Source organism: Planococcus sp. ANT_H30, assembly GCF_008369335.1.
Taxonomy (GTDB): domain Bacteria; phylum Bacillota; class Bacilli; order Bacillales_A; family Planococcaceae; genus Planococcus; species Planococcus kocurii.
This window is the reverse complement of sequence record NZ_VOBJ01000016.1, coordinates 1-12,646: the sequence shown is the minus strand read 5'-3', so window position 1 is coordinate 12,646 and position 12,646 is coordinate 1. Positions and strand designations below refer to the sequence as shown.

The window sequence follows — 12,646 nt, the reverse complement described above, 5'->3', positions numbered from 1 at the left end:
AAAGTTTAAAAAACATTGAAATGAATGTAACTTAACTGCACATAAGTTACATTCGTTTCCGCTGAAATAGTCCCCTTTATTTGTTCCAGATTCTGGCCCATAAACCTCGGGTGTCTTTTTTCGGTGTGGCCGTTTCTGGTTCGCTTTCTGGCTGCTGTGAGGGCGATTCTGGCGCATTTAATTCTGGTTTCTCCGGTACGTGTGCAAGTAATTGCTTCTGCTGGTCTTCCAACACATCAATTTTTCGCTGCATCTTCTCCAGCACTTCCACAAACATCAGATCCCGTTCTTTTTGACGCTCTTCTTGTTGCTGTAGCTGGATTTTTAGCTGTTTTACTTCATTAAGCGTAGCAGTTGCTATGTCGTCGCTATCGCGCTCGCGTGGCGCTACAGAGATATTCTTTTTCAGATCCCTAGAAGCTTCTGCAACAGCCTCTTCCAGTGATTTCTTACCGCTATGGACTGCCGCTATGACGCCTTTAATCGCTATGTATTCGCTATCCGTGTAAAGTCGGGCGTTTTTATGCGTTCGTTTGAAATGAATGCCTTCCTGTTCCAGCAAAGCCGAATATTTCCGTAACGTGGAGGGTTGGATCTTTAACTTTGTACTTACTTCGCTTGGAGTCAGCATCTATTATTCGCCTCCGTTTCCTTTTCTTCATGTTATAAGAGTCCGATCAATCCTGCATCTTCTTTTTTTAGTAAAGGTTCCTAGAAAAAAAGAGAAGATGCTCAGGGCCAGCACCTTCTCCATGTTTCTGTTATCGGATTTCCTATAATCTGATGTTATGTAGACATTTTATTCTCCTGGTATTTCACCAATTACTTCCGTCGTTTTTGCATCCACTAGTATTTTCGGATATGCCGTACGCTCTGTTTTAAAATTCGGAGTAACTAGAAGGACAGTTTGTCCGGGGTATTCTTCCTTTGCATCAATATAACTAGTTATATCATCTGACACTTCGATTTCTTCAATTTCTCCATTTAACCATGCATTTTCCCATTCCTCATCTATTGGCATATCTGTTCCTTTTACATATGTCCATACATTCTCTAGAACCTGCTGTTCGTTTTCACTAACGTTTGCATTAGAATCGTTACATCCTGACATTAAAGCCCATAGGACGATTACAAAAAATAGTAGCGACTTCTTCAATTTAACTCATCTCCTTTGAAATAAAAAATTTATTAAAAACATGGCTTGACCTTTCGCTTAGTTGTTGAAGCAATTCCCAACATATAAGCATCGTCACCGTCAACACTAAGATCAAATTTTAAATCTTCATCACTATGACTTTCCTGAAATTCTATTAATGCGTTATAAAGACTTTTAGAAGCAGTAACTTCTCCTTCAATCATACCGTCATGAAGCCATGCACTAAACTTAATGAAAAACTGACCATCTTCCTCCCAGGTTTCTAAAATTTCTGCATCTAGATACGTGTGATTTGCCTCTAAATCTTGAGGCGGTCTAGAGGCAGCAGTTTCTGCTGAGTCATTTGCAGTCGTTTTTATTCCAGTTTCTCCTTGAGTTTGACTACAGCCAAAAAGTAGAACTATCAATAGAAATAAGAAAAATAACCTTTTCATTTCATTCACTCCATTTCCTAATACTTTATTTAAGACAAGAATCAACTCAAGCCGCTTTTTTATCTTTTATTCATGCTTTGATAACCAGATATATCCATAACTACTTATTTCGCCGAGATTTCTTGAATTCCTTTTTCTCCACTTTCATCCCACTTGTGAATGCGTTCGTAAAAGTACACGTTTTCGAACACCTCAAAAGCAACCGAAAAACAGAAAAAGAACGTTCGCAAATGTGGACATACACTTCGCGAACGTTCTTCTGTTTCAAGCTAAATTTACGAACGAATTATTGCTGTTTTTTCATTTTTATTTATGTATTTTTTACATCCGAAGGCGACAAGTGAATACCTTTCACCACCCCGGTTTTGGGGTGGTGTATAACTGGGCACTCCGGAATTTTTGCTGCTATCGATCAGCTCGGAAATCCTATTCTTTTTTCTAGAAATGTTCGGCCCAGTTCAAAAACGAAATTCAAAACAACTGGATTCAATGCGAGTGCCCATTTATACGCACCTGCCTACTTCGTAGTCAGATGCGTCTGAAATGGTTTCCCGCAGGGGCTCAAATCAAACCGAAAATTTCATGGATCAAGCAAAAAACAGAGAAGAGCATAAGGGAAACATGCCCCCATTTTCAATGTGGGACTAGGCAGAGCCTAGTGTTGAAATGGGCACATCATTTTTTCATTTTGGTACAGTTTTGTACCACTTTATTTGGCGTTTGGTACAGTTTTGTACCAGAAAAAAAGGGGCGTTGGTACAGTTTTGTACCAACTTTTTTAGAGCCGATCCAGACGCTTTTTCATTTTTCCTTGCTCGATCTTGGAGTTTGAAATTTCATTTTCGAATTAAAGAATTTCTAAAAGAACATCGAATATTATTTTGGCTATTCGGATTTTATGGTGAAAAGTTAAGCACAGATATTAAAGTATAAAATCGGATTAAATAGTTGAAATCAACGTACTTTTTTTTGCGCTAGATTGTGTTACTGCAATTAGTAACTGTGATTATTTTACATCTCCATTTCGGATGGTTTCCTCTATATGCAGCAAGCATAAAGAATATACTAGAGGTCAAGGACGGAGTTGACTTATGTTTTCGACAGGAGTATTATGGATTCATAAACATATCAAAAAAAATTGATTAGGGGGTGTGGGCCTTGGATCAATGCATAACGGATATTCCAAGAGTCCGTCGAGGTGATGTGCCCCTTCCACAAGAAGAGGCAATTCAAAGAATAGCTTCTGTGACAAAGGCTTTTAGTGATCCAATTCGTTTAAAAATGGTTTACTTGCTTTCAAAGCAATCTGATTTGTGCACCTGTGAGTTTGAAGAATTATTGGACCTGAGCCAGTCCAAAGTATCGTATCACCTTAAAATATTGCTTGACGCTGGAGTTATCGATCGCGAAATCCACGGTTCATGGAGTCATTACAGCCTTCGAAATCCTAAAATATTGGAACAGGTTCATGCCTTGTCCCAATGATAAAAAGCGAGTGTTTCGGTGCTGGCTTTTTATTTTAAGATTCACATCAATTTTTTTTGATGTCATAATACTCTGACTTGTATTGGGGATTCTTAGATTAACAACTTACGATGTCCCGGTTACTCATGAAACCCGTTCAACTGTTACTGCATTATTAAGTTTTTGGTTATGCCAGGTAATCTTTTGCCTTTTAGAATGAAATTGGAATTACTTATGTTATTCAAATCAAAAAAAGTTGATAAACACCTTTAATTAAGGAGGAATGGAATAAATGAAGAAAGAAGTTCTTCGAGTAAGTGGTATGGATTGTCCTTCCTGTGCAAAGGATATCGAAAAAACGGTAGCGAAGCTAAACGGGGTTGAGAAAGCAGAGGTAAACTTTATTGCTGAGAAATTAACCGTCACATATGATGATTCTCAATTGCCCCGTGAAAAAATCGAGGAAAATTTAAAGAAAATCGGACATCCAGTCGTTAAATAATAAATTGATCCGAGATCCTAATATATATGCGATTACCTGGCGTAATCAAAAACTTGGCTTGCAGTTATAATTGAAAGCTTATTTTCCTAGGAGAAAGGGAAAGTTGATTAAACATAAATTCCTAATCAAAAAAATTGATGAATAGTGATTTGACTTGAAATTAGACAATGATAAAGGGAGGGCTCAACATGAGTAAGTCAAAATGGTGGAAACAACCAAGAACGGTATTGCTGATTATTTCAGGGATCACAACAGTCTTTACATTAATCTCAGAACTTTTCCTAGGTTTACCGGAAATATGGGCTGTTGCATTGTATGGTGTTGCAATTATTATTGGGGGTATTTACCCAGCCAAGAGTGCATGGATGGACTTGAGAAGGAGAAAATTTTCCATAAATACTCTGCTTATTGTCGGAGTTATCGGGGCCATCTATCTGGGATTGTGGGAAGAAGCCGCAGGTCTTGTGGTCATCTTCTCCTTAGGTGAAGTGTTGGAAGCTTATGCAGTAAATAAAGCCAGGGATTCCGTCCGAGCGCTTGTGGAACTGGCACCCCGGGAAGCAACCGTTTTACGGGAAGGCCGCGAAGTTCGCATACTAGCCGATGAAGTCGAGATTGGCGATCGGGTTCTGATCCGACCAGGGGAGAAAATACCAGTAGATGGGGTTGTTGTAAGCGGTACGTCTACAGCGGATCAATCGACAATCACAGGAGAATCCATTCCGGTTGCAAAAATATCAGGCGATGAAGTATATGCTTCCACAATGAATGGCCGCGGTGCTTTGGAAATTGAAGTGACGAAATTGGCGCAGGATACCACCTTGTCAAAAATCATTGAATTAGTGGCAAATGCACAAGGAGATAAAGGAAAAGCACAACGTTTCAGTGAACGCTTTGGTGAAGTCTACACGCCGATCATGTTCGTGATCGCCGTTTTAATGGTTGTTATACCAACCCTTTTCTTTGGCCAACCGTTTGACACGTGGCTATATAGAGCGTTAATCGTATTGGTTGTTTCATGCTCCTGTTCTCTAGTGCTTTCAGTTCCAGTAGCTGTCGTAACTGGTGTAGGAAATGCGGCGCGAAACGGGGTTATGGTAAAAGGCGGCAGCTATATGGAAACGGCCAGTCACATCCAAGTGGTCGCATTTGATAAAACGGGTACATTAACCGTCGGAAAGCCTTCGGTAACGGATATTGTATCTGTCTCCGATTTATCAAAAGAAAAACTGCTGGGAATTGCCGGTGCGCTTGAAAAACTTTCTGAACACCCTTTGGCTGAGGCAATTCTTCAAGAAGCTTCAAAAAGAAACATAAATCTTCCAGGTGTTGAAGAGTTCGACACATTAACCGGACGGGGAGCTAAAGGCAGCATAAATAGAACCACATACTATATCGGCAGTCCCCGGTTGTTCAGCGAATTGAATGTAAAACTGAATCAAGATCAATTAAAACAAATTGAAACACTTCAAGGACAAGGAAAGACCGTCACGCTTTTGGGAACTGCTGATCTTGTACTTGGATTAATCGCGATAGCGGATCGACCGAAAGAAAACGCAAAACAAGCGATTCAACGTCTGAAAACTACCGGTGTAAAACGAATCGTCATGCTTACGGGCGATAACCGGCTTACTGGTGAAGCCATTGGCCGGGAACTTGGCGTGGATGAGGTACGGGCAGAATTACTGCCGGAAGATAAAATTACAGCGATTAAAGAACTGCAAAAGAAGTACGGTCTTGTTGCGATGGTGGGTGACGGTGTAAACGATGCGCCTGCACTGGCTCAGGCCGATGTGGGGATCGCGATGGGAGTCCAAGGGACAGACGTTGCTTTGGAAACGGCTGATATCGCATTGATGCAGGATAATTTGGATCAACTGGTTTATCTGATCAAACTTAGCCGTAAGACCGTTGCGAAAATACATCAAAATATCGGGTTTTCATTAGCTCTTGTAGCCCTCCTTATTGTTACAGCCTTGACCGGAGTGATGAGCCTGACTACAGGTTTGCTTCTTAACGAAGGAAGCGCCTTGGTTGTTATTGCAAATGCGATGGTTCTCCGGAAGTATCAGATGAATAAAGCCAATGCCATAGGTAACGAGTGATGAAATTTTTTATCATTGGTGAGGATTTACCTATGGATTGGCATTCTAATCAAAAATAATTGATTAGCATACAAGGAGAGTTGATGATGGGCATAACAGAAGGCATTAAAAGCATTCATAAACAATTAGACACAATACGAAAGATCCCTAAATGTGTAGGATGTGAATGTGTACTTGACGTGATGACAGCCGTTGAGCAAGATCTAGAAGATATAGATAAACCGATTGCAAAAGAAGTTCAACTGGATTTAAAACAGTGGGTTGACGAAGGGAACAAAGTTAGACATAACTGTCTTGGGTGTGAAGTTTGTTTCCCAATTAAGCCGTACAATCATTTTAGTTCATTGATTAATGGATCGAATGAAATTGAAATCAATGGAGCTGCATGTGGCTGTAATGACAATGCATGCGGAAGTCAACCCCAAGTAAACAGTACTGCGTGTGGGTGTGATGACGATTCGTGCGAAGGTGAACCACAAGTAAATAATACAGCATGTGGTTGTGATGAAAATAAATCGAAGAATACGCACCCCTCAAATTGCAGCTGTGAACTTAAAACCGAAGTTCAGAAACAATCCGTTTGTGGAACAGTGGATCCCAACGATAGCAATGTGGCCTCCCCCTCGACCCAGCAGGAACAAAAATGGCCAATAGCAGAAGGAAATTATCTAGTCGGAAATGATACATCTTTTGTTGCAATATGTACTTTAGCCGATACAGATCTCCCGTCCGAAATACAAGGTTCCGGATTACTAAATCATATATCTATTGTTGGTACCTTATCGACAGAAAATCTAGGAATAGAACGCTTGATTCGAAATGTTACCGCGAATCCCAATATTTCACACTTAATACTATGTGGGCGCGACTCTCGTGGTCATCAAGCAGGGCAAGCCATTTTGTCATTAAAAGAAAATGGGATAGACGATAAGTATCGGATTATAGGCGCAGTTGGACCTCGCCCGGTGCTCAAGAATATTACCTTGAAAGAGATCGAAATTTTTCGCCAACGAGTGAAAATCGTTGATGAAATTGGAACACGAGATGTCGAACGATTGCATCAGGTAGTTCGTGCTTATGAGGGCAAGCCAAATGGGGACCCAGTAATGCTTCTTCCGATAATTCAAGAACCCAAAATAGTGAAAGCAGAACGTCTTAAAAATGATGAGTGGGTTCATGACCCAGAGGGATTTTTCCTAGTTATTCTTGATCGAAATAAGAAATCAATTAGGTGTGAACATTACATCCTGGATGGGACTCTGAATGAAGTTATTGAAGGAAAACTAGCCAGTGATATTGCAAATACAGCAATCAAGCGCGGTTTGCTTTCTCGTTTGGATCACGCAGCATATCTGGGGAAAGAATTGGCGAAAGCTGAAACAGCTCTTGCCTACGATATGCCTTATACGCAAGATTTACCGTTATCAAAAAGTAAAGCCCTCAATCAAACGGTTGTTTCCTAGATGAATAGAACGATTATTCAATTAGTTTAAAATCTGTTATACGAGAAACGATTAGTATTTAAAGAGCTAACTTACTAGATGTAGAAGGTGACACAATGGAGATTCTAAACCTCCCCCACTTCAATATCAAACAATTTGCTGAAAATGAACATGACTTTCTGATCCAGGTGGAGACAGCCTCTCCACCTTCTTTTTGTCCACATTGTGGATGCGTGGCAAATCTGTATAAGCATGATAACAGAGACCATCTTTGTATGGATCTGCCTATTCATGGAAAACGTGTAGGGCTTCTTGTAAAGCGTCAGCGATATAAATGCCGTGAATGTAATCAAACTTTTTGGGAACGATTAGAACACACCATAGACGAGAAGCGAAACTGCACCAAACGGTTATTGTCTTACGTCGAGAAGCAAAGTCTTAAACGCACGTTTGTCAGTATTTCAGAAGATGTCGGGCTGAACGAAAAGACGATACGGAACATCTTTCGTGATTACATCAATCGCCTGGAAGAGACGCTTCGATTTGAAACACCTAATTGGCTTGGAATAGACGAAATTCACATTATCAAGCCAAGATGCGTTTTAACCAACATCGAGGAACGTACCTTGTTAGACGTTCTACCCAATCGCAATAAGGAAACGGTTGTAAGCTACCTCTCACGCCTTCCAAACAGAGGACGAATACAATACGTCACAATGGATATGTGGCGACCGTATAAGGACGCTGTGAAAGCTGTACTGCCCAAGGCGACTATCATCGTCGATAAGTTTCACGTTGTCCGTATGGCGAATCAAGCCTTAGAATCCATCCGCAAACAGCTTAGAGAAGGCTTATCACCGAAGGAACGGCGCGGGCTTATGCACGACCGCTTTATCCTCTTGAAACGCCATAAAGAGCTTACGGAAATGGATAAGATAACGCTTGACCTATGGACGAAGAATCACCCCTCTCTCGGTATTGCTTATGACTTGAAGGAATCATTTTTCGATATTTGGGATACCGACAGCAGACAGAAAGCGTACCTCAGATACCACGATTGGAAAGCCAAGATACCAAAGGAACTGCAATCCGCTTTTGAGCCTCTTACAAAGGCTATGGCGAATTGGGAAGAAGAGATATTCAACTACTTCGACCATCGCATTACAAACGCCTATACGGAGTCTCTGAACAGCCTTATACGTGTCACAAACCGTTTAGGAAGGGGCTACTCCTTCGAAGCTTTACGAGCCAAAATACTCTTTACAGAAGGACTTCAAAAGGAACGTAAACCCAAGTATCAGAAACGTTTGGATGACTACGAACTTCGAGACTACAACTATCCGATGTTCGAGAAAATGTTCCCCGTTGGCGTTGTTCGTGAACGTGAGCGTGGCGAGCTTCTTGGTGTCGACATTTCCACCTTAATTGAGAAATTGGAGAAGGGCGAACTATAAGCCCTTTTCCACTATTAAATCCGAATACCCATTATTTTCAACTTTTCGTTTTTCCCCTGGCACAGAGTTGTGCCAAAGCCGTTTTTTTACTGGCACAAACCTGTGCCAAAACGACTTTTTCATGCTACCACCTCAACCCCAGGCCCTGCCTGGTCCCACGCCGTAAGTGGGGACACGTTTTCCTTATGCTCTTTCTCACTTTTTTCACCTTTACGACTGTTTTGCTGTTCATTAGCCCCAGCAGGAAACCCAAAAGAAGGCAGTGACTTTTTTGCAGAAAAAATCGGTGCGTATAAATGGGCACTCTCACTGAATTTTTTCGTTTTGATTGCTGAAGGGGATCTCGAAAAACAATTGGCTAGAAAAAACGGACGGCAGATTCAAGAGATTGCTGCGTAAAAAAATCCGACAGTGCCCAGTTATACACCACCCTAAAATCGGGGTGGTGACGGGGTTTTACTTGTCGCCTTCGGATATCCAAAAGAGAGAGAAAAAAGAATAAAAGATGAACCAAAAAAAGCCCGTTCTGATATTCCAACGAGAGGAAATCGGACCGGGCTTTTGGCTTTTCTGTTTAAGAAGGTGAAGCATCTTCTTGAGGGCGTTTCTTTTTTTCGGCCAACTTTTTCAGCAGCTTCTCTTTTTCTTTATCGAGTTCCGGATTCGATTCCGATGGTTCAGCCGGTTCATCTTTGGAGGTGAACCAGTCCGGAAGTTTTTCTTCGCGTCCGGCCCAGCGTTCTTTCACTGGCTGCAGATCCGCAAACGTAATCCGTCCGCCAGCTTCATGGATCTCCCAGGCGGAAGTAATTTTGGATTTGATAAACCCGAGTGGATTTTTAACTGTTTTTTCTTCGTTAACATAGCGAATTAACCTTTCCAATTCTAATTCAGCTTGATCGGAGAAGATAACCAGTGCTCCCTGGTAAAGCTGACTAAAATACATATTGTCGAATTGATAACCAGTTGCCAACGAATTCAAGCGTTCTCGAACTTCCTCGTTTTCTGGTTGTTCGGGTTCTTGTTTTGATTTAGGCAATCTAATTTCCTTTTCTGCCGAATGCTGTATGGAAAACTCTATCTTTTCAACTTTACGACCTTTTTTGATCTCCTTGTACCTCACAAAAAGATCAGTGTGCTCATTCAATTCCTCAACGGAAGGCAATAAAATTTTATTTTTAAAATTACCGTAAAGTGAATATGCCTTGCTAGTAGCACCCATTTTTTCTCTGAGAGAATCTACTGAACATTCCCATCTCCCAAGATGCTGCCACTTCTTCATTAATTCATAAAGTCGTATAGTATATCCACTTTTTAAAGACAATATATTGCTTAACCTGTAAGAAGTGAAGGCCGTTTTCAACTGTAATAAGTATGGCTTTAGATACGGAGAGAATGATAATTCAATCATTCCTTCTCCTTCTATGTATCGCTGACTTGCCACCCAATTGGTCGTAATAAAGCCTTTTTCATCAGGAATAAAAAGCGTCTTTTCTTGTAATCTCAAAGCCACTTCTTTTATTTCTTCATATTTCGCATGCCCCTTCAAACCAAGCATTTCGCTAAATTCATGAATTGAAATACTGTATTCCTTAAAGTCCTTATCATCCGGCTGAATCATAGAAACCATAGTTAAAACAATCTTTTGCTCTCTTGCTGATAAAGTCTTTACGTGCCGGGCTTCAATTAGTTTATTGGATTGAGTGACCATATGCTTTTCATTCATTTCTTCTCTCTCCTTTTAACTATTTCTTTTTCGGTAACAGAATAAATATTAATTTTAATTTTAAAGTAATAATATGTATCATAATATCACTAAATATATCTATGTACAAAGCTATTATTAAAACTTTTTCATATAATTAATAGTTAAACCCGAAAAGGTAATAGTTAAACCCGAAAAGGTAATAGTTTGAACCCGAAAAGGTAATAGTTAAACCCGAAAAGGTAATAGTTAAACCCGAAAAGGTAATAGTTAAACTCTTTCAGATCAGTCATACCAAGGGTTTCAGACGTCCTAAAACAGTTAAAACAGTTAAAACAAAGTAATTAAAAACACCAACAACACGCGTACGCGCGCGAGCTGGTGGTGGTGGGCAAATAATAGGGACCGAAAGTGTGGCATTTCAAAAACTCTTCTCAGATCGCCATGACTTTTTCTATAAAATCATTGGTTTTACATAAGACAAAGTGAATCGCCCTCCTGATGCATCTGCAGAACGCACAGAACCCCCTTTAAAACGATTTTAAGACCAAAAACGAATAGAACTAGGGGTGCATCCTTAAAATCGATTTAACCCCTCTTAGAAGCCGTTTTTTGACAAACAAAAAAACTCCGCAGAAAAATGCTGGGAGTTTTACAGGCGAAATGCTTTTAAATTGCTCTCAATTTGCTCGTCCGTGATGCCAATGTAGCGCAGCGTGATCTGCGGATGCGCATGATTGAGGATATTCTGCAGCTCGGCAATGTCTTTGAATTGCTTGTAATGCCAATAGCCAAATGTTTTGCGCAAGGTATGCGTGCCGATGCCTACCGAGATATCGACCATCTGTGCGGCCTTCTGAAGCTGTCTGTACGCTTGAACGCGCGTAATCGATCCATTTCCCTTTCGACTGGGAAACAGCCACTCAGCGCCCTCTAACGTGCGAATATAAGCATCCAGTTCGTCGTAAATGTTGCCGAGGTGGATGGTCCGGCGTTTTCCAGTCTTTCCTTCACGCAACGACACCACCTTTTTGCCCTGGATCTCGCTCGTTTTGATGGCTAATAGATCCCCGACACGCAAGCCCGAATTGATGCCCAGAAGAAACAGAATGTAATCCCGTTCGCCGCACCACTTCTTCAAGCTCCATTTCATATCCTCGATTTTTTCGAGCGACCGGATCGGCTGGACGTCTTTGATTTCACTTTGTTTGGTCATGGAAAGCTCCTTTCGGTTAGCTGCTAAAGAATTATGGCTAGAAAAAACGGATGTAAGGATCTATTCAAGGTGTTTCGAGAAAAGAAAAAAGAGCGCCGCCAAGGAAAAGCGAACGCAGGAAACTCAAGGATTTGAATGTATCATTTTTTCTTGGAATTTCAGTTTCACTCGTTTTTCTCGCAAAGTCAATGGAACCGGTGTTTTGAATGTAACTTAATTAGCATTAAGTTACATTCACTTTGTGGTTTTAGTTTTTGGTATCTCTTTTCATAATGGTCAGCTGTTTTTTTAGAAATTGGATGTTCAAGACTACGAAAAATAAAGCCATAAAAAGAATTCCTGAAAACAATTGGTCATCACGATTCAGAAGTAGTTCAGATAACACAATAAAAATTAGAATAAATCCTACGAAACCTAAAATGTTATGAAAGATGCTGCTCGATTTTTTCAAGATTTTCACCTCTCTTCATTCTTTTATTATTGAGTCTTTCCTAGAATTTGAATGTAACTTAATTCACATTAAGTTACATTCAATTTAATTATAAAAATTCACTGAATACTGAATTCTGCAGCAAGAGTGGTTTCTTCTGAGTCCAAATTAAAATCTTTCACAATACGATACCTTCCTTCAATCAAATCAAACGTGATGTAATCGATTGGAACATCTTCTTCATAAGTTTCACCAGATTCAATTCCGGGAACTCCGCCATCAGTAAACGAGAAATGCTCATAAGGCACTTGATACCACTCACCATCTTGAAGCATTTCAACATAAGAACCTGAACGGATTCCTACTGTTCTGTTCCCCGTGTTCTCAATTGTTAGAATAATTTCCTTCACTGGCTTTTTGTATATCTCCTGATCCGTTGACATGGAAATAGCTGCTTCTTGTTCGTTCAGTTGATTCGGTAAATCGTCATGTATTGACTGATTCTCTAATAGAACAGGTTTTTCGTTTGAACAAGCAACTAACAAGAATACAAGGATTGATGGATAGAATAATCTTTTATAGATTTTCATCGTATCTTCCTCTTTTCTTTAAAAGTTTAAAAAACATTGAAATGAATGTAACTTAACTGCACATAAGTTACATTCGTTTCCGCTGAAATAGTCCCCTTTATTTGTTCCAGATTCTGGCCCATAAACCTCGGGTGTCTTTTTTCGGTGT

At 40.3% G+C, this 12,646-nt stretch carries 11 protein-coding genes; 5 read left to right on the top strand and 6 right to left on the bottom strand.

The window, feature by feature from the left end; genetic code table 11:
- Nucleotides 1-76 precede the first annotated feature (76 nt).
- The 3 genes from FQ085_RS17885 to FQ085_RS17875 all read right to left on the bottom strand — a co-directional run bounded on the left by FQ085_RS17885 (nt 77) and on the right by FQ085_RS17875 (nt 1,590).
- Nucleotides 77-631, bottom strand: a complete 555-nt coding sequence (locus FQ085_RS17885; RefSeq protein WP_149457288.1) for a MerR family transcriptional regulator — start codon at nt 629-631, stop codon at nt 77-79.
- A gap of 168 nt (nt 632-799) precedes the next feature.
- On the bottom strand, nt 800-1,156 hold the full coding sequence (locus FQ085_RS17880) for a hypothetical protein (protein ID WP_149457287.1): 357 nt from the start codon (nt 1,154-1,156) through the stop codon (nt 800-802).
- A 32-nt stretch (nt 1,157-1,188) separates the two neighbouring features.
- Nucleotides 1,189-1,590, bottom strand: a complete 402-nt coding sequence (locus FQ085_RS17875; RefSeq protein WP_149457286.1) for a hypothetical protein — start codon at nt 1,588-1,590, stop codon at nt 1,189-1,191.
- Between the two features lie 1,158 nt (nt 1,591-2,748).
- On the opposite strand from FQ085_RS17875, the gene FQ085_RS17870 reads away from it, so the two are divergent.
- From FQ085_RS17870 to FQ085_RS17850, 5 genes are all read left to right on the top strand, one after another.
- On the top strand, nt 2,749-3,075 hold the full coding sequence (locus tag FQ085_RS17870) for an ArsR/SmtB family transcription factor (RefSeq protein ID WP_051627660.1): 327 nt from the start codon (nt 2,749-2,751) through the stop codon (nt 3,073-3,075).
- 271 nt (nt 3,076-3,346) lie between these two features.
- On the top strand, nt 3,347-3,556 hold the full coding sequence (locus FQ085_RS17865; protein ID WP_029594547.1) for a heavy-metal-associated domain-containing protein: 210 nt from the start codon (nt 3,347-3,349) through the stop codon (nt 3,554-3,556).
- A gap of 188 nt (nt 3,557-3,744) precedes the next feature.
- Complete coding sequence (locus tag FQ085_RS17860) at nt 3,745-5,661, top strand: heavy metal translocating P-type ATPase (protein WP_029594548.1); 1,917 nt, start codon at nt 3,745-3,747, stop codon at nt 5,659-5,661.
- An 86-nt stretch (nt 5,662-5,747) separates the two neighbouring features.
- On the top strand, nt 5,748-7,124 hold the full coding sequence (locus FQ085_RS17855; protein WP_051627662.1) for a DUF4346 domain-containing protein: 1,377 nt from the start codon (nt 5,748-5,750) through the stop codon (nt 7,122-7,124).
- 95 nt (nt 7,125-7,219) lie between these two features.
- Nucleotides 7,220-8,557 (top strand): ISL3 family transposase, encoded by a 1,338-nt coding sequence (locus FQ085_RS17850; RefSeq protein WP_029594550.1) that lies wholly within the window; start codon nt 7,220-7,222, stop codon nt 8,555-8,557.
- Nucleotides 8,558-9,131: 574 nt separating this feature from the next.
- On the opposite strand, the gene FQ085_RS17845 is transcribed toward FQ085_RS17850, so the two are convergent.
- From FQ085_RS17845 to FQ085_RS17835, 3 genes are all read right to left on the bottom strand, one after another.
- Nucleotides 9,132-10,283, bottom strand: coding sequence for a replication initiation protein (locus tag FQ085_RS17845; protein WP_149457284.1), 1,152 nt, complete (start codon nt 10,281-10,283; stop codon nt 9,132-9,134).
- 631 nt (nt 10,284-10,914) lie between these two features.
- Nucleotides 10,915-11,478 (bottom strand): tyrosine-type recombinase/integrase, encoded by a 564-nt coding sequence (locus tag FQ085_RS17840; RefSeq protein ID WP_149457283.1) that lies wholly within the window; start codon nt 11,476-11,478, stop codon nt 10,915-10,917.
- A 549-nt stretch (nt 11,479-12,027) separates the two neighbouring features.
- Nucleotides 12,028-12,498, bottom strand: coding sequence for an immunoglobulin-like domain-containing protein (locus FQ085_RS17835; RefSeq protein WP_149457282.1), 471 nt, complete (start codon nt 12,496-12,498; stop codon nt 12,028-12,030).
- Nucleotides 12,499-12,646: the final 148 nt, after the last annotated feature.